Origin of the sequence: Rhodococcus sp. KBS0724, from assembly GCF_005938745.2 — a bacterium.
In the GTDB taxonomy this organism is placed as follows: Bacteria; Actinomycetota; Actinomycetes; order Mycobacteriales; family Mycobacteriaceae; genus Rhodococcus_F.
In genome coordinates, this window is record NZ_VCBX02000001.1 from 6,367,396 (window position 1) to 6,386,912 (window position 19,517).

Sequence of the window (19,517 nt, forward strand, 5' to 3'; positions counted from 1 at the left end):
TCAGCTGCCGGGCAGCACGCACTGCGTGTCGAGGCCGAGGACGTGGTTGAGCCTGCCGAAGGCCAACCACGATCCGAGGCACATACTCAATTCCACGACTTCGGCTTGAGAGTAGTGGGCACTCATACGTTCCCAGAACTCGTCGTCCAATCCGTGATGATCGATCGCGTACCGCTCGGCGTATTCGGCGGCCAATCGCGTCCTGTCGTCAAAGAGGTCGGTAGTTCGCCAGTCGGTGACGGCCTGCGCAAATTCGGGTTCGACAGTTACACCATCACGTTCGGTTCGCCAGTCCTGGCAGAAAATGCACCCGTTGATCTGAGCGATACGCAGACGAGCGGCCTCGAACTCTCGCAGACCGAGAGTGGTGTCGGAGTACACCTTTTGCGAGAACGCGGCTGCGGCTGGTCCGATGCCGGGAACCATCTCGCCCCACACATAGCCGATCGGATTCTTGCCCTCAGGGATGTCGATGTTCATATTCGGTCCTCCAGGTATCGGCGCCGAGTTTGCCGACGCCGGGGGTGAGTGGGACGTCGAGCGCGTCGTACAGGCCTGGATCGGCAGCTCGCAACCACGGAATTGCGTTGACGAGACGTCCGACAGCAGTGGCATTTCCACCGGCAGCACGGTTTCCGCCCTCGTCGGTCGCCTCGACGTTTACCTCGATGCGCGGGCGGCCTTCGATGATGACCTTGTGCGCTCCGTCCCCACCGTCTGGTGGCGTCGGCCAATCAGGAGCGCACGACGGGTGGATGCGAGTGATGTGTTCGATGACGATCAACGGTTTGCCGTCGACAATTCCCTGAACTTCGAATCGCAAACCGCCCTGGGTTCCGGCGGCAAATTCACCCATGTGTTCGGTGGTCACCGTCTCGTCGAGCGCCCGGCGCAGCAAGGTCTCGCTGATACCGTCGAGTTCAACGCCCAATGCACGCGCGATGAGCCGAATCTGTCCGCCCCACACCATCGTCGGGACGCCGGGCGCGACCATGGGGGGGTCGTACTCCATCGGCTGACCCATACCGACGAGGTAGCGCACCGAATCAGGCTGCTCGTAGGTCGTGTAGTCGAAAATCTCCTGGCACCGGATCTGATCTATGGTGCCGGCCAGCCCCGAGATCATCACCGGCAGAATGTCGTTTCCCCAGCCTGGGTCGACGCCCGAGACGAACAGTGCGCCGCCACCGGCTTTGGCTGCTGCTTCTACGGGATCTCGCACTTCCGGCGGTGTCGAACGATGGTCGTAGAAGGCGTAGACCGACGGTGTCACCACCACAGCGCCGATGTTCAGTGCCCGGGTGATATCCGCGATCGCGTCGTCCGGTCGAATCTCGCCCGAAGCTGCGTAGACCACGGCGTCGGGAGCCGTGGCGAGGACGCCGTCGGCATCGTCGGTGGCAACTACGCCCAACCGGTACCCGAGTTGCGCAAGGTCGCCCGCGTCTCGGCCGACCTTGTCGGGATTTGCGACGATAACTGCGCAGAGTTCGAGCGCCGGATTGGCTGCCACGGCCCGAATCGAGGCACGGCCGACGTTTCCCGTCCCCCACACAACCGTCCGGATCTTCGACGAGGCGTCACGGTCATCCATATTCGGACAGTACCCATTCCGAGGTGGTTGTCACGGTCGAATGCGCGAATCTACCCGGTGAGGAACACCAGGGCTTGCGGCGGGAGACTTCCGCCGGGGCTGCGCCGATACAGTTCGGCCGGTCTGCCCGTAGTCGCCCGCACATATTCCCCGGTACTGATCAGCGCGTCGACGACATGGCGCCGGAAGCTGTCCTTCTGCAATTCACGATCGAAGAGCACCTCGTACAGTTGCCGCAATTGGGGGACGGTGAACGTGTCACCGAGAAATCCGGCCGGGTCCAGCGCTCTGGCATATCGGCTCCGGAGGTCTGCGAGCGCCAAGCCGACTATCTCGGTGTGATCGAAGGCCATGCCCGAGGCTCCGTTGACATCAAGGAGGATCGCACCAACCGGCAAGTCGGTTTCCGGGACCGCGGCGGCGTGCGCGACCGACAAGACCCATCCCCTGTCATCACGATTCGGGTTGTCGAGAATTGCGAGTTGGTGAAACTCTGCATTCTCCAGGCCCGCCTTGGACTGCAAGGCTCGATCTGCTGCGGCAGTGAGTAATTCGTGTTCATGGAGGAACGTGCCGGGAAGGGCGAACTTGCCCAGCCGATGCTTGACCACGAGCACTTTCACGGCATCGTCCGAGTAGGTCAGAACGGCAACGTCGACAGCGACCGACGGCCTCGGATAATCAGTGAGCGATCTGCCACTCGAATCTGTCCATTCATTCACTCTTGCATGTTAGCTCAATCATGATCTATCGTTAGCGCAAAGTTACGCAAAGGGGTGGACGTGAGACTGAACGAACAACAGGCCGATCGCGCAGCCGGGGTACTACTCGGCACGGCAGCCGGAGACGCACTGGGCGCGGGATACGAGTTCACGTACCCGAATGTCGCAGCAACAATCGACATGATCGGCGGCGGCCCGTTCAAGTGGGCACCGGGCGAGTGGACGGACGACACCTCGATGGCCGTAGCCATCGCCGAAGTGGCCGCAACCGGAATCGATCTCGCCAGCACTGACGGCCTGGATGCCATTGCAGCGCAATTTATTCGGTGGTACGACTCCAAACCCGAGGATATCGGCAATCAGACCCGGGCAGTGCTGTCTGCCCGTTCTCCGAACGCGGCGGCCATGGCAGCTCGCGCGAAGGCGGTCAGTGGACTCAAGGGCGGCAACGGCTCACTGATGCGCACTGCGCCCGTTGCGCTGGCTTATCTGGACGACCCCCAGGGTGCCGCCGATGCCGCGTTGAAGATCGGCGCACTCACTCATGACGATCCGCAGGCCGGTCAGGCGTGCCAGATGTGGACCTATGCCATCCGCCATGCCGTGATCGAAGGAAACTTCGACGGTGTCCGCGACTATCTGTCCGTCGCCGATCAGGAAATGGCCGACTACTGGCGACCGCTGCTCGATCAGGCCGAAAACGGAAACCCGCGAGACTTCTCGAAGAACGGCTGGGTAGTTCACGCACTCCAGACGGCGTGGTGGGCCATCACTTCCACCGACAGCAGCGGTGCGCAGCACCTGCCGGACGCGCTCGAAGCCGCAGTCCGGGCAGGTGGAGATACCGACACCACCGCAGCTATTGCCGGCGGCCTACTCGGCGCCCGATGGGGAGCATCGGCGATACCGGAGCGGTGGCGCCGCATCATGCACGGGTGGCCGGGGTACACCTCCACCGACTTGATCCGTCTCGCCGTAAACACCAGTCTCGCGCTCAACACCACAGGAGAAGCGATGCCCACCATTTCCGTCGTCGAAGGCGACATCACCACTCTCGACGTCGACGCAATTGTCAACGCCGCCAACACCGCTCTCCTCGGCGGCGGAGGCGTCGACGGTGCCATTCACCGCGCCGGCGGCCCGAAAATCCTCGAAGAGTGCAAGGCTTTGCGATCCTCGAGCCTGCTCGACGGTTTGCCGGTGGGCGAAGCCGTCGCCACCACGGCAGGAAAGATGAAAGCGCGCAACGTGATCCACACTGTCGGCCCTCGATACTCTCGTTCACAGGACCGGTCTGCGCAGCTCCGGTCGGCTTATACACAGAGCCTGGCCGTGGCCGACTCCCTGGGCGCCCGGACCGTCGCCTTCCCGCTCATCTCTTCGGGCGTATACGGCTGGCCCAAGGAAGACGCTGCAAGACAGGCAGTTACGGCAATTCTCTCTGCGAACACCGCTGTAGACAACGTCATTCTGGTTGCCTACGACAAAGCGTCGGCAGATGTGATCCGGCGAGCCCTCGAGAACTAGCGAACCCTCATCCGGCGACTCAACTGCCGGCTTCCGAAGTCCAGACCCGCACCGTCACTGGTGGCCAGTGCCGTCAGCACAGCGGCAACGAGCAGTGAGATGACTACTACACCCATGATGCGCACCTCTTTCGAACTCGGAGGGGAAACACTTTTCTGAAAATGAGTATATGTAACTTCTGGTTACGTGCAATGTGTTGTCACTCACCTCGATACAGTCGACGCACTCCGAATCACAGCAGTCCTGGACAACGGTCCAGACCTTTCGTAGCGTCATGATCATCGGGCGCCTGCCAATGCCGATACTGCCGACGAGAGGACGCTATGCGCACCCAGAAGATGTCAGCCCAAGATCGAGTCGCTCGGGTGGTGCTCGATGTAGTCGGCGCACTCCCGACCGCAGTCCAACGGGTTTTGGGCGGCACACCGGTGCGCATCGACGGCCAGAGCTTGGAACCCGAAGTGCAATTGGCATTACGCCTGCTCAGTGCGGTCGAAGGGGTTAGCTTCGAACACCTTCCCCTCGATGCCGGACGCGCGCAGATCGACGCGGAATCTGCGCTGTTCGGCGGCAAGCCCACCGAGGTGGAATCCGTGCGCGATCTCGAGATCCCCGCCGACGGCCGGACGATACCCGCGCGGTTGTACCGCCCTGCCGGACTCCCCGAAACGCCGCCACTGTTGGTGTATTTCCATGGCGGCGGCTTTGTGCTCGGCAGCCTGGAGAGCGGTGACAGCGTCTGCCGATTCCTCGCTCGTTACGCCGAGGTCGCAGTGTTGGCCGTCGACTACCGCCTCGCGCCGGAACATCCGTTTCCGGCCGGCCGCAATGATGCGGTGGACGCTTTTCGGTACTGCGTTTCCCACGCGGCCGACCTCGGAATCGACCCGAACTCGATAGCGGTCGGCGGTGACAGTGCGGGAGGCAACCTCGCTGCCACGGTAGCGCAGGAAACTGCGGCGGACGCCGTCTCGCCCGCCTTCCAACTACTCTTCTTCCCGTGGGTGGATCTGTCGTCGAAACGACCCTCCCACAGCATGTTCGGAACCGGTTTCTTTCTCACCGACGCTCAACTCGACTGGTACACCGAGCACTATCTCACGGGTGGTGCATCAGCGGCAGATCCTCGGGTGTCTCCGCTCCTGGCACCTGATTTCACCGGCCTCGCCCCGGCGTACGTCGCTGTCGCCGGATTCGATCCACTTCGAGACGAAGGTGAGGCATATGCCGAAAAACTGCGCGAGGCAGGTGTTTCCGTCGCTCTTCGTCGACACAGCGGATTGATCCATGCGTTTGTCAACACCGTCGGCGTTGGTCACACCGGGAGAGACGCGATGCTCGAGGCGTGCGGAGCACTGCGCGTCGGCGTCTCAGGAAACCGAGGGTCTGTTTCCGCGTAACGGTGTCACGCGCCACGCCACCGCCGTCAGGCCGGCAGCAGTTCCCGCTGCCGGCCAGAGTGCGTGAATGCCGATCCATCGATGCGCAAGGGCTCCGAGGACGGCACCGCCGATCAGACCCGCACACATTCCGAAGTGCTGCAGCCACGCCCACCGCGGGCCACCGAGGAATGCGCCCGTCAACCGTTGACCCATTTTCACCAGCGCACCCGTCATGTACGTGACGCCTATGGTCACCTCGCCGTCCCGCTGAAACACCGAATTGACCGTACCCATGGCCAACGCCATTGCGGTGACCGCGCCGGGAGTGATCTCGAAGCTACTCAGCACGGCGCCGACTACCAATAATGCGGTGACCACCGTCAGCACCGTAACTTTGCGTGTCCGAACCGAATAACGTTCCGTCACAAACGTGATCACAGTGCCCAGCGCGATACCGAGCAGAAATACCGCAATCACCGCCGCAGGGACTCGCGCGGCCACCCACAAGCCGTCGGCGATCGAGACGCTCATCTGAGTCATGTTGCCGCTCATGAACGACACGAACTGTCCGCTGAGAACGATGAATCCGATCGCGTCGACGTAGCCGGCAAGCCCGGCCAGGGCTATCGCCAACCCGATGAGTGATCTGCTGTATCCCGACACCCGAAAAGCCTGACACACTCAGCGATGATTCACAGTGGTTCCCCCACGGTCTGAACCGTAGACGCGAGCGAACGAATTCTCCTGGCCGCAACCGAAAGCGTCGCAAGGTTGCCGCCTCTACCCGCGTGGGCGTCTGACAACGTGTACCGCGCGCGTCCGATGATCGCGCTGTTCCGCTCTTCCCAGGATCGCAGACGCGTCGCTGCGCTCGCATCGGGCACTGCGCCACACGACGAACTGACGGACAGCACATCGAGGGTCACCAGACGGACCGACTCGTACAGCTCGTCACGCAGAGTGAGCCGTACAAGCGAATCCCAGCGGTCGTGGCTGTCCAACCCGGACACGTCCATCAGGAACCGGTTGATCTCCAGCCGATCCTTGACCATGAAGTACAGCTCACCGACGAGCCTCGGATCTTGGTCGGTGGCCACCACAATCTCGACGACGTCCAACAAACCGTATAGATCCAGCAAGCCGTACACCTCGTCGACAACGTCTCGGTCCACGCCTGCCTCCACTGCGGGAGCACTACGCACAGCGACGTTGGCTCGGTCGTACTCCTGCATCCAACCGGGGACGTGTGGCGACAGCGTACTGACCAGCTTTCCGAATCGCGCGATCTCGGACGCGATATCGAGCGGCTGCGGCCGATTCGACAGGAACCACCGCGCAGCACGGTCCAACAGTCGCCTCGATTCGACAATCAACTGATCTGCGACATGAACGGTAATCTCGCCACCGCGTATGCGCTGCCAGATCGACTCCAAGCCGAAAACAGCACGGACAACTTCGAAAGCACGAACAGCGTCGCCGACATCGACTCCGGATTCGTCCGCCAGTCTGAATACGTAGGAAAGCCCTCCATTGCCCACAACCCGATTCGCGATCACCGTGGCAACGATCTCGCGGGCGAGGGGGTGCGAGATGATGTGACCTCCGAACCGCTCACGCAGAAGCGGCGGAAAGTACTCGACCAAGGCTCCGGCAAAGTGTTCGTCCTCGATCAGGTCGTGTCGAAGAAGATCGGCCTTCAGCGACAGCTTGACGTGTGCCGACAACGTAGCGAGTTCCGGCGACGTCAGGCCTCGCGCATGGTTTTCGAGTCGAAGCGCAATCTCGTCGTCACTCGGCAGGAACTCCAACTCTCGATCCAGCGCGAAATCTCTTTCGAGCTTGTCGATCTGACGCTGGTGCACATCGGCCATCCGGATCGCTTCGGCTCTCGCGGTGGCCAAGAGATCGTTCTGGGCGCGATTGTTTGCCAGGACCAGGTTCGCAACGTCGTCGGTCATGCTTGCCAGCATCGAATTACGCTCGTCCTCGCTGAGCTCGCCACGTTTCACCACCGAATCGAGCAGGATCTTGATGTTGACCTCATGATCCGAGCAATCCACTCCGGCGGAGTTGTCGAGCGCGTCGGTATTGACGTGGCCACCACGAAGACTGAAATCGATGCGCGCCCGCTGCGTCAGTCCCAGATTTCCACCCTCACCGATGACACTGCACCGCAACTGATTCGAGTCGACCCGAACAAGATCGTTGGCCTTGTCACCGACTTGTAGATGTGACTCATCGGCAGCCTTCACGTATGTACCGATCCCACCGTTCCACAACAGATCTACGTCAGCCGTGAGCACACGTGAGATCAGAGCCGCCGGGGTGAGCGTGTCGATCTGTGCGCTGATACCCAGCACGGACCGCACCTCTTCGGTCAGGGGAATCGACTTGGCGCTTCGGTCGAAAACACCGCCGCCAGTGCTGATGAGGGCCCGGTCGTAGTCTGCCCACGAACTGCGCTGCAGGTGGAACAGCCTGCTCCTCTCTTCGTAGGACACCGAGGGATCAGGGTTCGGGTCGAGGAAGATGTGCCGATGGTCGAACGCCGCAACCAATCGGAGATGACGACTCAGCAGCATGCCGTTGCCGAAGACGTCACCGCTCATGTCGCCGATGCCGACTGCGGTGAAGTCGTCTCGATCGACGTCCACGTTCCGTTCCAGGAAATGACGGCGCACACTCGTCCATGCACCGCGCGCAGTTATGCCCATCTCCTTGTGGTCGTATCCGACCGAACCGCCGGAGGCAAAAGCGTCACCCAGCCAGAAATTTCGCTGCACAGCAACGGCATTGGCCAAGTCCGAGAATCGCGCAGTACCCTTGTCCGGAGCAACGACCAGGTAATAGTCGTCGCCGTCGTGCCGCACGATCCCGGGAGCTGGGACCACAGCGGTCGTTACCGAATCCACGTTGTCCGTCAGACGCAACAACGCCGTCACGAACATCCGATAGCAGTCACAGCCTTCGTTGTTCGGGGAGTCCCCACTACGTCGAGCTGACGATTCTTTGACGACGAATCCACCCTTCGCCCCAACGGGGACGATGACTGCGTTTTTCGCGGACTGTGCCTTTGCCAGGCCGAGGACCTCGGTTCTGAAATCCTCTCGACGATCCGACCAACGTAGACCACCTCGCGCCGCACCGCCGAATCGAAGATGCACTCCCTCGAACCTCGGCGAATCCACGAAGATTTCGAAATGAGGCCGCGGGTACGGCAGCACGTCGATGATTCTCGAGTCGAACTTGAGCGCCAGAAACGGGTCGGACACGCCCGCGTCACGGTAGAAGTAATTGGTCCGCAACGTGTTGTCGATCAAACTCAGTAGGGCACGGAGGATTCGATCCGCGTCCAGTTCGGCCACGTCGTTGATCGATCCGACGATCCTTTCCGTGAGCAAACCCGCACGAAGCGAGCGTGCCTCGGCGTCGAACGCCGGATCATGTCTGACTTCGAACAATTCGATCAGTGCTGTCGCAATTTTCGAGTGTTCACGCAATACGGATTCGATCCTCGCAAGGCTGTAAGGCAATCCGCTCTGGCGAAGGTAGTGAGAATACGCCCGGAGCGCTGCAATCTGCCGCACGTCGAGTTCGGAGCCGACGATCAAAGCACCGAGACCATCGGACTCCACCGCCTCGTCCCACATGGACAGGAATGCCTCTGCAAATCTCGGCGCCAACGATGGCGACGACGGAGCATGGTTCCGAGCACTCGCGGAGGTAAGTGTGAATCGGTAGATCCATGCCTGGGATCCATCGACTCTCTCGACGGGATAGTGCTTCTCGTCGACAACGTCGGTGCCGAGATCGCGCAGGACGGGTAGCACGGCGCTCAACGGTATGGACCGCCCGAGCACGTAGAGGGAAAGTACATGCGCTCCGGAATTCGCTACATCGAGAACTACGTCGACGGAGCCGTTGCCGAGACTTTCCACTCTGAGTACGTCTTCGATCGCCCGCACCGGGCTCACCTCATGGCGGTACTCTTCAGGAAGAACCTGCGAATAGTGTTCTCGCAGAGAGATCGGCACGTTGCGACCCGAAACAAGTGTCGCGAATTCCCCGCTCCACCCGCTGACAACACGATGGATCGACTCCTCGATGTCGGTGAGCGTCGACTGTTCGAAACCGGTACTGGCCGAGTCGAGTATGCAGTGCACGTATGCCTGTGTGCCTTGCGTGAGCGAGAAACTGGGGCGCAGCAACCTCGCTGCGAGTCGGTCACAGAGAATCTCTTCGATCGCAGACACATGTTCGACGGCCAAGCACCGCGCATCGACCTCCACGATCACTCGCGACGCCGACTCCGCGATGGCGAGTATCTCGACACCCACTCCGGCAGGGTTTGCCGGAGATCCCGTTCGAGCGTCGCTGACGTAGCGTTGCAGCCACTGCGCCGAGGCCCGATCCAGTTGTTCGATATTCGATGAATCCTTCTTCATACGAGCGATATTCATAACTTGTCAACCCCTGCCGAGCTGTGGACACGGAAATGGAAAACATCGGAGTGAATCTCGGGGAACAACCGGACCGGATCAGTTCTAGCTGACCTTGTCCAGAGCGATCCGCGAGTTCTCGGTGGAGATCAAGACGGCAATCGTCGTGCCGATCGCTGTCAGAACAACGTAATATGCTGGAACACTGTGGTTTCCGGTCGCCGTGATAATTGCCGTCATGATCAGAGGTGCAGCACCACCGAAAACCGCGGTGGAGATGTTGAAGCCCAGGGAATAGGCAGTTCCTCGCACCCGAGTCGGGAACAACTCCACCATCACGCAGTGAATGATTCCGGAATGGCCGGCGAACAGCACTGCCATGACCACCGCTCCCGCAATAGCCGCACCGACGTTACCCAGGTTCATCAGCATGTAGCACGGGACCACCAACAGCGTCAGTCCGATCGAGGAGGTGAGAAGCACCGGTTTGCGCCCGATTCGGTCCGACACTGTTCCGGCAATCGGGATGGCGATGATGATGGCGATCAGCGACACCGCGGTCACCGTCAATCCGGCGAGCTGAGTGAAACCCAGTTCCTTGTTGAGATACGACGGCATGTAGCTGAACAGGATGTAGTACCCGGAACTGTTGAGCAGGGTGAGACCGATGGCCAGACCCATCTTCCGACGAGTGGAACTGTCGGTGACAGTCGCTTTCAGCGGGCTGTCGACGATCTCGTCCGACTCACGTGCCTCGGCGAAGACGGGTGTGTCCTGTAACTTCTTTCGGATGTAGTACCCGAGGATGCCGATGGGTGCCGCGATCAGAAACGGTATGCGCCAGCCCCAGCTGAGCATGGCTTCCTCGGAGAGCGCCCGGCTGAGCAGAACACCAAGAGACGTTCCGGTGAGCAGCGCGCAGAACGAGCCGACCTGGCACCAGGACATCAGGAAACCCCGATGATTGTCCGGTGCGCTCTCCCCCACGAACGACATGGCGCTGGCCACCTCGCCGCCGGCGGAGAAGCCCTGGATCAACCGCATGGCCAACAGCAGGATGGGAGCGGCGATGCCGATCGTCTCGTATCCCGGTAGCAGGCCTATCACTGTGGTCGCACCGGTCATCAAGGTCAGCGAGAGTACAAGTGCCGCACGCCTGCCGATTCGATCGGCAAACGAGCCGATCACGATGCCGCCCAGCGGCCGAACGAAGAACGTGAGCCCGAAGATGCCCCACGTCATGATCATTGCAGCAGGTCCACCGCTGTCCGGGAAGAACACCTTGGCAATGGTGGCCGCGAGGAAACCGTACGCGCCGTAGTCGTAGAACTCGACGAAGACGCCGAGACTGCCGGCGACGGTCGTCTTGCGCAAACGCTTCTTCTCCTCGGCAGCAATCGTTTTCTGCCCCGGCGGTTTGTTGGTTGTAGTCATGACAGTCCTGTGTTTGTGGTCGCCGATCGCGAATCTAGTTCCTGATCAACGAAATTGAAAGATGACGACGCCGAAGCGTCTAGAGCTGGACGGATTCTTTCGTGGTTCCGAATGTCATTCCGACAGAATCGAATGCCAGAGAAACACGTTGCCGAAGTGTGTCGAGTCGGCTGTGGACGGCGTCGTTCTTCTCGAGAGCCGACGCCCGTGTAACGAAGCGGAACTGCACCGAGTCACCCGGACGGAGTTGCCCTAGAGCATCTCGCGACGCGCGGGCGACCACTGCGATAACCGGATACCCGGCCGTTATCGGCCTCCCGCGCTGCAAGGCGATGAGCGCGCCGGACGGTGGAACTTCGATCGCACCCAAAGGTACACCGCGTGAAAGGATTTCGGTACGGATTGAGCGTTTGAACGTCGGACCGTCGAGGCGTGTACCGACGTGGTCACTGCGTGCGTCGACGGTAAAGCTCGATTCCGTCAGTTCATTGATCGAATCCCCGAACTGGCCCGCTTCGGGGCCGGTGAGAACGTCGAGGTTCCACACGTGCGCGAATATCGGTATGTGTGGCGAGAATGCGAAGAGCGGCTGCGGCAAGTACGGGTGAACAAACGGGCGGTAGTCCGACTCGATCTCGATCGAGCCGCCCGGCTGCAATGAACGTCCAAGAGCAAGAAGCGAATCCGGAGCACAACTGCCACGAAAGAACTCTGTCGACATGACACCCTTGACAGCCAGGTAAGCGTGCATACCGAAGCCGGACATGCGCAGGTCGACGCGTACCGACGCCGGAACACACACCGGACTCCACGACGGCACCTCCACCCCGTCGACGAAGAGCCTGGCCGGGGCACCCGTGACGGCCAACAGAATCGGTACGTCTGTTCGGAACGAGAAGTCTGCCGCCGTTATCTGAATCAACGGCGCGCTGTCGACGTTGCCGACCAGGATATTCGCTACCCGTGCACTGTATTGGTCGGACGCCCCGTTTGACGGGATCCCCAGGTGTGCTGATCCGAACCGTCCGAGATCGGTGATCGCGGCCCGACCCGAGACAAGAACGGTCAAGTTCGCGTTCACGGCCAACCACCCATCGGCACACCGATCAGAGACTCGGCCTCGTCGGCGCTGACGGGCACGAATCTGATGAAATCGCCTGGAACATAACCAACGTGCGGATCTTTTGCTATATCGATGACGGTCAGCGGTGTCCTGCCCACCAGTCGCCACCCGCCGGGGGTATCGATGGGGTAGATGACACCTTGATGACCGGAGACCGCCACCGAACCGGCAGGCACCCGAAGTCGCGGTTGCGTGCACCGCGCAATCGAGTCGGCGAAGGGAGAGCCGTCGTGGACCGGAGCCCCTGCGGGTGCACCGAGAAATGCTATGCGCCACAAAGCGTTCGAATGGCATTCAACGAATTCCGCATCAGTCAGCCCGAGTTCGTCTGCCACACTGCTCAGATCAGGTCCGTCATCGCCTCCGTAGATCATCGGAACACGGTGTGTGACAACCTCCCGTCCCCCTTCGATCGGCGAGCCGTCGGATCGGTGAATCAGTTCGCACAGTGTTTCCACTGCCACGTCGCGCGGATCGAACTCGATCAGAATACTGTCGAAAGTCGCTACAATACCTTCGATTCCGGCGATATCGAGGTTTGTAAGACGTCCGGCAAGCGCATGCAACCGTGGCCAGGCCAGCGTCGCCGTTACGCCATCGACCGTCACCATCACAGCTGCGTCACCGTAGTCCTCGACCCGCAAGTCTGCCGTACGCAGCGGTGACACAGCGGCCGCCGTCACGTTCGATCCGCCGAGTTGCCTACCGACAGCAACTGCCGAGCGTCGAGCACCTGGGACATCGGCGCAACAGTAACTCCCGCTGCGTCGAGTCCGCGGCGAATCCTCTGCGCCAGTTCCACGGAACCTGGCGTGTCCCCGTGCAACAGAACGGAATCACACGGCGCGGCGATCTCACTTCCGTCGATTGCCACCACCGATCCGTCCCGAACCATACGCACGACTCGGTCCACTACCAGATCGGGATCGGTGATGACGGCACCCGGGTTCTGCCGCGAGACCAGGGTGCCGTCCGCGTTGTATGCGCGATCGGCCAAGCCCAGCAGAACAACCCGCACCTCCGCTTCGCGCGCAAGTTCCGCCAGGCGTCCTTCCTGCGTCACTATCAACAGGTCCCGGTCGTAGCGAAGAACGGCATCCAGGACGCCGTGCGCGTACCGGTCGTCCGTCACCACCAGATTGCCGAGCCGCCCGTGCGGTGTGACGTGCGAAATCCTGGTTCCGTGCGACACTGCGAAGGCATGCAAAGCTCCCACCTGATAGAGCACGTCCGAACAGATCTCGTCTCGCGTGAGATCCATAGTGCGACGGCCGAATCCGACAAGATCCGGGAAGCTCGGATGCGCGCCCACCGCGATTCCACGCTCTGCGCACTGTGCAACCGTGCTGTCCATGACGCGCGGATCGCCGGCATGGAACCCACACGCGACATTGGCCGACGTCAGGACATCGAGAAGCGCGACGTCATCGCCCAGGCGGTACGCGCCGAACGATTCACCGACATCTGCAACCAGGTCCACCATTGTCATGCGCTACTCCTGCTATGGGGCGATACGGGAAACTGATACAAGCTTCTCGTTTTGAAAGCGAGAGCGCAAGCCCGTAGATCAAAGTCGGGGAAAATGTAACATCCCCGAAACCCATTGATGTGGACACTTCTTGCCCGATCAGCCCTAACTTCGGACGGATACATGAGGGGCGACACGAAGCATCAGGACTGATATAAATGAGAATACGTTCGCATTTTGTTCTGCACCGCTCCACCAACCACTACATCCAGCCGTCATTCATTCGAAAGGCCCACCGTGAGCTCATCGTTCGCACCGCCCACCACCGCCGCATCGCACAGCTCACTGGCAGTCGAACGAGTGCGTGCCGCATCGCTCCGCCCCGCCGGATCACCGCCACCTGCGGACGTTGTCGCGTTGAACATGGGCGAACCTGATTTCGATACGCCCGTGCCGATCACCGAAGCGGCGATAGCCGCCCTCCGAGAGGGTCATACTCACTACGTCGATCTCAACGGTGATCCGGAGCTACGCGAGCTGATCGCAGTGCAGAGCAGCGCGATTGCCGGTTATCCGATCGGCGCGGAAGACGTACTGGTATCCCACGGCGGCGCGGCCGCCATCACGGCGTCGATCCTGGCGCTGGTCAATCCCGGCGACAAGGTTCTACTGCCGGAACCTACCTATTCGCTCTACCTCGATGCCGTCGAGCTGGCCGGCGGGTCCGTCGTCTACGTCTCCAACCGCGACGATCATCATCTCGATCTCGACAGGATCGCCGAACACGCGTCCGACGCAACAATGATCATTCTCTGCAATCCGGTGAACCCCACCGGCGCAGTGTTCGGCAGAGAAGAACTGGCCGCTCTCACGGAAGTCCTGGACGAGAAGACGCTCGTTCTCGTGGACGAGGCGTATGCAAACCTCATCTACGACGACACGAACTTCGCGCCTGCACTCGCGGTCCCGGAACTTCGTGGTCGGCTGGTCTACATCCAGACATTGTCCAAGACGTATGCGATGACGGGGTGGCGAATCGGCTACGTCGTCGCGCCGACACCGATTGCGGCGGATATCCGTCTTGTCCATCGGACGATGAACGGATCCGTCAACGCGGCGGTACAACGCGCGGCACTGACAGCGCTCCGCTCCGGAGCCGAGCTCACGTCGCCGATGCTGACCGAGTATCGAGCCCGGCGCGACTACGTCGTCGAGCGGATCGCGGCAATCGCAGGTGCCCATATGGTCGTCCCGGATGGCGCGTTCTATGCCTTCGTCAAGTACCCCGGTACCGCGCTCTCGTCCGACGTCGCCCGCCTGTTGCTCGAGGGTGGTCTGTCGGTACGTGCGGGCGCCGAGTACGGGCCGAGCGGAGAAGGCCACGTACGACTCTCGTTTGCCGCTGACATTCCCACCCTGAAGGAAGGCCTCGACCGGCTGGAGAGGGTGTTCACGCAGCTGTAAACGGAGAGCTGAACTGCTGGTGCGTTACCATGACCTAGCTCGATGTCGACGCCGCCATCAGTTCAGCTTTGTCGAGATAGCCCGGGGAACTCGCTGATGAGAACGTTCTTACTGTCGATTTTCCACTAGGTCGATATGTCGAGAGGAGGAGAAGTGGTGGCACAGCCGACTGTAATTCGGCCGCGAAAGGATGCGGTCCGCAACCGACGAAAGATACTCAAAGCTGCGGGCGAGATTCTGCGCGACGATCCTAAAAACGCAAGCATCCAACTGATCGCCGAACGCGCCGACGTATCGGCTGCGACGGTGTACCGCTACTTCTCCTCCGTCGACGCACTGATGGACACGTACCTGTACGACGTCGAGGTCCAGCTGCGCGACTACAGCCACGACTGCACGTTGACCGGCCGGGCGCTCTTCGACGACGTCCTCTCGGAGCGCGGAAGATTGGTGGAGACATATGGCCACGCGATGGCCCTTCTTCGATCCCGTGAAGGCTTCCTGGCCAGGATGCGCCGCGGCGACCAACTGATCCAAACCGTGCGCGACGCGTGGGAACGCCCGATCCGTGCACTCATGCGAAGCAAAGGCATCGACGATCGACATTTCGATCACGCCTTGTTCTTGTTCAACATCATCTTCGACCCCCGAGAAATCCTCGACCTCCGAGACGACGGACTGGATCTGCCTGCCGCACTGTCCTTGCTGAGCGCCGCATACTTCGGGGCGTTGGAGGGACTGGCAAGCGCGGGTGCGTGATTCAGATGGGAATGCCGTCCGAATCACGCACCTCGAGCACCGGAAATCACGGAAGTGAACGGGCAAGTTCCCCGCCGGCGGCGCACAGATCCTCGATCGTCGACGCAATACGCACGTCGGCAAAGCCCTGGTGCCGCTCTGCCTGATCCGCACACGACCCGACGATGGCGTGGACCGGGGTTGACCCACACCGCAACAGAATTTCGGCGATGATCTTCCCTTCTGCAGTCTGCGCGTCGAGGCGTCCCTCACCGACGACCACTGCATCCGCCGAGTTCGCCGCCGCGGCGAAATCGAGTGCGTCGAGGACATACCTGGCACCGGAAACTATGCTCGCGTCGTAGTGCGCCCACAGCGCACCGACCAGGCCACCGGCCGCGCCGGAACCCTCGACGGATTCGGGATCGCGCGGCAACTGTGTGCGCGCCACATCAAGCCGACGAGTCAAGAACTTGACGTCCTCGGCACTCGCACCCTTCTGCGGTCCGAAAACTACTGCAGCACGACTGTATCGAGTGCGAACGTCACTCAGCACGGTAATCCTGGCGTCACCGAGGCCGCCTGCCGCCTCGATCGCGGCAACGGCTCCCAGGCCACCGTCCGTCGTTGCCGATCCGCCGGCCGCGACGATTATCTCGGTGGCACCGTGAGCGAGCGCGTCCACGATCTGGAGGCCGACGCCATAGGTGTCGGCCGCACGAGGATCGCGCGATCCCGCGTGCGGAATATTCAGACCACACGTGCGGGCGAGTTCGACTACCGCGACACCGCTGTCGGACAGACCCCAACGTGCACGCAGCGGCGCCCGCCAGGGATTGACACTGTCCGAGAGAACCATTCGCAGTCCGAGTGGGGCGACGAGGACGTCGAGGGTCCCCTCCCCGCCGTCCGCGACGGGCATCTCGACTGCCGCGACGCCTTCGGACCGAATTCCGCGGGCAATCGCGGCCGCTACATCGGCGGCGTCATGGGTGCCCTTGAAGCTGTCCGGGGCAACCAGAATCGTCATGAATGCCACGCCTGCGGATTAACCGGATGCGGGGGAATCTCTCTACGGGACATGGCAATTGCATTGAGCGCGCACAATTCAGCCATTTTCGACCGCACGGATACGGTCGCACTGCCGACATGAGGAAGCAGAACCGAGTTCGCTAATTCCACCAACCCGGAAGCTAACCGAGGCTCGTTCTCGTAGACGTCCAGCCCCGCAGCCGCGATTTCGCCGGACTTCAAGGCCGCGACCAACGCTGCCTCATCCACCACCGGCCCGCGCGCAGTGTTGACGAGGATCGCAGATCGCTTCATCCGACTCAATACAGCGGCATTGACGAGGTGATACGTATTCTCCGCCAAGGGAACATGCACGGAGACGAAGTCGCTGGTCTCGATGAGCTCGTCGAACGAAACGCGCTGACCTAGTTCGAGTTCGGACTCTCCCGGCGCAACACGGTCATGCGGTCCCCTGACCGAACAATGCTGGATCACCATGTCGAAACCGGCCGCACGTCGTGCCGTGGCCGCGGCGATACGACCACTCCCGATCAACCCGAGGGTGGCGCCACTGACGTCACTGCCCAGGAGCAACGACGGCTTCCACCCTTCGAAAAGTCCGGCGCGCGTGTATGTATCGGCCTCGATGCAGCGTCGCGCCGTCGCCAGAATCAGCAACATCGCGATATCTGCCGTAGGAGCGGTGAGAACTCCGGGAGTATTGCCGACCATGATCCCTGCGCTGGTAGCTGCTGCGATATCGATGTTGTCGAAACCGACGGCATAATTGGCGATACCGTCGATCTTCGCATCGGCCAACTCCGCAGCACCCAAGCGGTCCGTCAGCTGCGACAGGATCACCGAATAGCGTCCCGAAGCAGCGGCTTCGGCCAACTCGCCGGAGGAATGCTCGTGCTCCCACACATCGACGGTTCCCTGTGCACTCAGCAGCGCGTACGCCGGTTCCGGCAGCGGAGTCGTAATCAGAAATCTGGGTTCGGACACAGCGGAGCCTTCAGCGGTCACGAGTACGCTCGTAACCGAATTCGTCGAGCCGATCGCGCAGCCCCAACAGGTCGGCAAGGGCCGCACCGCCACGCAACTGCTCGCGCAGTTCGTCCTCCTTGCGCACTCGTTCCGCCGAAAGTTCCACTGCACGATCGAGATCGGATTGCGGAACCACTACAACACCGTCCGCGTCGCCGATGATGATGTCACCGGGATTGACGATTGCTCCGCCGCACGTGATCGGAACATCCACTGCGCCGGGCTGGTACTTGTAGGTGCCTTCGATGCAGACTCCTCGACTGAACACCGGAAATCCCATCTCGACGATGTCGCGACTGTCCCGTACCGAGCCGTCGATGACGAGGCCGGCAATACCTTGCTGCTGCGCGTACAGCGAGAGTACGTCTCCCCACGGCCCGGACTCGACGAACGCCTTCGCGTCGACCACGAGAACGTCACCGGGACGAGCAATGGTGACGGCATACTGAATTGCCAGATTGTCCAACGGCGTGCAGTCGACCGTCAGAGCCCTGCCTGCTACCCGCATCGAGGGGTCCAGCGGCTTGATCGAGGAGTGCATCGCGCCGATGCGGCCCAGGGCTTCGTGAACCGTTGCGGCGCCGAATTCGCGGAGACGCTCGTACTGAGTGGGATCTGCATGCGGAGTGGTCACAAGTGCCCTTTCGGCAGTCTTTCGTACAATTTCCATACAATGTTCAACGCTCGATACGAAAGTTACACGATCAATCCAGTTTCCGAAAGGTAATTGCACTCTAGATTGTATTTCCGGGCGATGGACGGTCAGCGGACGCTCGATCGGTTGGAAGTGCGACGTCGGATAGGGTCGCCTCGGCACAGAACAGCACAGAACAGCACTGAACAGCGCGGCATCGTGGGATACGACGACGATCACGCCATACGGAGGTAGCGGAATGAGTCGCGGACGCGAGACGGTGTACGACACGATCCGAATGAGAATCGTCTCCGGAGAAGTGCAACCCGGCGGACACCTGGCCGAGGCACAGATCAGCGAGGAACTGGGCGTCAGTCGCAGTCCCGTGCGAGCCGCTCTACACAGGCTCGCGGAAGAAGGGCTGGTTCGCCTCGAAGCTCACCGAGGCGCATTTGCATCCGCCTACACCCGTGCCGACATCGAGGAGGTGTTCGAACTCCGACGAATGCTCGAGGGACGCGCGGCAAGCCTCGCCGCCCTGAACCGGACCTCCGACCACGTCGCCAGATCCGAAGTCCTGGTGCAGGAGATGGGCAAAATCGTCGACGCGCACTCGGACAGTCGACGGCAAGAACTTCACGACAACAATCGAGGTTTCCACGAGCTGATTCTGAGTGCCGCCAACTCTCCCAGACTCTTCCAGATCGTGAAAACTCTGACGCAGACTTCTGTGACACCCGGGACGTTCTTCTACTACTCCGAAGAGGATCTCACGCGAAGTCTTCGCTTCCACACGGATATTCACCAAGCCATCGCCGACCGTCGTAGCGAGACGGCCGAAGAACTGATGTCGCTACACCTGCGCTACGCGCGAGATCTCTTCGTCGATAAACACTTCGCGTAGTCACGCACCCGACCACTGCACAACTGATAC

General features: G+C 61.2%; 17 protein-coding genes and 1 pseudogene. 6 read left to right on the top strand and 12 right to left on the bottom strand.

The features are described 5' to 3' along the window. From FFI94_RS29370 to FFI94_RS29380, 3 genes are read right to left on the bottom strand one after another with little or no spacing between them, the layout of a single operon-like run. Entirely contained in the window at positions 1-480 is a 480-nt protein-coding gene (locus FFI94_RS29370) for a carboxymuconolactone decarboxylase family protein (RefSeq protein ID WP_138870936.1), read from the bottom strand. Further along, positions 461-1,594: a dihydrodipicolinate reductase gene (locus tag FFI94_RS29375; RefSeq protein ID WP_138870937.1), complete on the bottom strand. Its 1,134-nt coding sequence runs from the start codon at positions 1,592-1,594 to the stop codon at positions 461-463. The genes FFI94_RS29370 and FFI94_RS29375 overlap by 20 nt, the downstream gene beginning before the upstream one ends. Positions 1,595-1,644: 50 nt before the next feature. Then, the gene (locus FFI94_RS29380) at positions 1,645-2,316 is read right to left on the bottom strand and encodes an NrtR DNA-binding winged helix domain-containing protein (RefSeq protein WP_138870938.1); all 672 of its coding nucleotides are present in this window, start codon (positions 2,314-2,316) and stop codon (positions 1,645-1,647) included. Positions 2,317-2,376: 60 nt separating this feature from the next. On the opposite strand from FFI94_RS29380, the pseudogene FFI94_RS34415 reads away from it, so the two are divergent. The 3 genes and pseudogenes from FFI94_RS34415 to FFI94_RS29390 all read left to right on the top strand — a co-directional run. Then, positions 2,377-3,219, top strand: a pseudogene (locus FFI94_RS34415) (ADP-ribosylglycohydrolase family protein); the annotation flags it as partial. A 111-nt stretch (positions 3,220-3,330) separates the two neighbouring features. Further along, a complete protein-coding gene (locus FFI94_RS34420) occupies positions 3,331-3,843 on the top strand; it encodes an O-acetyl-ADP-ribose deacetylase (RefSeq protein WP_260684526.1) in 513 nt (170 codons plus the stop codon). 323 nt (positions 3,844-4,166) lie between these two features. After that, positions 4,167-5,243 (top strand): alpha/beta hydrolase, encoded by a 1,077-nt coding sequence (locus FFI94_RS29390; RefSeq protein ID WP_138870940.1) that lies wholly within the window; start codon positions 4,167-4,169, stop codon positions 5,241-5,243. Here FFI94_RS29390 and FFI94_RS29395 read toward each other — a convergent pair. From FFI94_RS29395 to FFI94_RS29420, 6 genes are all read right to left on the bottom strand, one after another. Next, positions 5,214-5,888, bottom strand: a complete 675-nt coding sequence (locus FFI94_RS29395) for a YoaK family protein (RefSeq protein ID WP_138870941.1) — start codon at positions 5,886-5,888, stop codon at positions 5,214-5,216. The two genes, FFI94_RS29390 and FFI94_RS29395, sit on opposite strands and share 30 nt — an antisense overlap. A 29-nt stretch (positions 5,889-5,917) precedes the next feature. Further along, positions 5,918-9,670: an NAD-glutamate dehydrogenase domain-containing protein gene (locus tag FFI94_RS29400; protein WP_185993342.1), complete on the bottom strand. Its 3,753-nt coding sequence runs from the start codon at positions 9,668-9,670 to the stop codon at positions 5,918-5,920. Between the two features lie 99 nt (positions 9,671-9,769). Next, a complete protein-coding gene (locus FFI94_RS29405; protein ID WP_138870943.1) occupies positions 9,770-11,098 on the bottom strand; it encodes an MFS transporter in 1,329 nt (442 codons plus the stop codon). A 79-nt stretch (positions 11,099-11,177) separates the two neighbouring features. Continuing rightward, positions 11,178-12,179, bottom strand: a complete 1,002-nt coding sequence (locus FFI94_RS29410; RefSeq protein ID WP_185993343.1) for a biotin-dependent carboxyltransferase family protein — start codon at positions 12,177-12,179, stop codon at positions 11,178-11,180. Further along, positions 12,176-12,904: an allophanate hydrolase subunit 1 gene (locus FFI94_RS29415; RefSeq protein WP_138870945.1), complete on the bottom strand. Its 729-nt coding sequence runs from the start codon at positions 12,902-12,904 to the stop codon at positions 12,176-12,178. Before FFI94_RS29415 ends, FFI94_RS29410 begins: the two co-directional genes overlap by 4 nt. Next, positions 12,901-13,710: a LamB/YcsF family protein gene (locus tag FFI94_RS29420; RefSeq protein ID WP_138870946.1), complete on the bottom strand. Its 810-nt coding sequence runs from the start codon at positions 13,708-13,710 to the stop codon at positions 12,901-12,903. Before FFI94_RS29420 ends, FFI94_RS29415 begins: the two co-directional genes overlap by 4 nt. A gap of 276 nt (positions 13,711-13,986) precedes the next feature. On the opposite strand from FFI94_RS29420, the gene FFI94_RS29425 reads away from it, so the two are divergent. Continuing rightward, a complete protein-coding gene (locus tag FFI94_RS29425) occupies positions 13,987-15,153 on the top strand; it encodes a pyridoxal phosphate-dependent aminotransferase (RefSeq protein WP_221937772.1) in 1,167 nt (388 codons plus the stop codon). 156 nt (positions 15,154-15,309) lie between these two features. Further along, positions 15,310-15,912, top strand: a complete 603-nt coding sequence (locus FFI94_RS29430; RefSeq protein WP_260684411.1) for a TetR/AcrR family transcriptional regulator — start codon at positions 15,310-15,312, stop codon at positions 15,910-15,912. Between the two features lie 46 nt (positions 15,913-15,958). Here FFI94_RS29430 and FFI94_RS29435 read toward each other — a convergent pair whose 3' ends face one another. The 3 genes from FFI94_RS29435 to FFI94_RS29445 are packed head-to-tail and all read right to left on the bottom strand — an operon-like array spanning position 15,959 to position 18,583. Then, positions 15,959-16,921: a glycerate kinase gene (locus FFI94_RS29435; RefSeq protein WP_138870948.1), complete on the bottom strand. Its 963-nt coding sequence runs from the start codon at positions 16,919-16,921 to the stop codon at positions 15,959-15,961. Further along, entirely contained in the window at positions 16,918-17,907 is a 990-nt protein-coding gene (locus FFI94_RS29440) for a D-glycerate dehydrogenase (protein WP_138873485.1), read from the bottom strand. The genes FFI94_RS29435 and FFI94_RS29440 overlap by 4 nt, the downstream gene beginning before the upstream one ends. A gap of 10 nt (positions 17,908-17,917) precedes the next feature. After that, positions 17,918-18,583: a 4-carboxy-4-hydroxy-2-oxoadipate aldolase/oxaloacetate decarboxylase gene (locus FFI94_RS29445; RefSeq protein ID WP_260684412.1), complete on the bottom strand. Its 666-nt coding sequence runs from the start codon at positions 18,581-18,583 to the stop codon at positions 17,918-17,920. Positions 18,584-18,842: 259 nt separating this feature from the next. Here FFI94_RS29445 and FFI94_RS29450 point away from each other — a divergent pair, with 259 nt between their 5' ends. Then, a complete protein-coding gene (locus tag FFI94_RS29450) occupies positions 18,843-19,487 on the top strand; it encodes a GntR family transcriptional regulator (RefSeq protein WP_138870950.1) in 645 nt (214 codons plus the stop codon). Positions 19,488-19,517 lie beyond the last annotated feature (30 nt).

Bases quoted from the DNA above. Each gene is read 5' to 3' on its own strand.
- FFI94_RS29370 (WP_138870936.1), bottom strand. From the start codon at position 480: ATGAACATCGACATCCCTGAGGGCAAGAATCCGATCGGCTATGTGTGG.
- FFI94_RS29375 (WP_138870937.1), bottom strand. From the start codon at position 1,594: ATGGATGACCGTGACGCCTCGTCGAAGATCCGGACGGTTGTGTGGGGG.
- FFI94_RS34420 (WP_260684526.1), top strand. From the start codon at position 3,331: ATGCCCACCATTTCCGTCGTCGAAGGCGACATCACCACTCTCGACGTC.
- FFI94_RS29390 (WP_138870940.1), top strand. From the start codon at position 4,167: ATGCGCACCCAGAAGATGTCAGCCCAAGATCGAGTCGCTCGGGTGGTG.
- FFI94_RS29400 (WP_185993342.1), bottom strand. From the start codon at position 9,670: ATGAAGAAGGATTCATCGAATATCGAACAACTGGATCGGGCCTCGGCG.
- FFI94_RS29405 (WP_138870943.1), bottom strand. From the start codon at position 11,098: ATGACTACAACCAACAAACCGCCGGGGCAGAAAACGATTGCTGCCGAG.
- FFI94_RS29420 (WP_138870946.1), bottom strand. From the start codon at position 13,710: ATGACAATGGTGGACCTGGTTGCAGATGTCGGTGAATCGTTCGGCGCG.
- FFI94_RS29435 (WP_138870948.1), bottom strand. From the start codon at position 16,921: ATGACGATTCTGGTTGCCCCGGACAGCTTCAAGGGCACCCATGACGCC.
- FFI94_RS29450 (WP_138870950.1), top strand. From the start codon at position 18,843: ATGAGTCGCGGACGCGAGACGGTGTACGACACGATCCGAATGAGAATC.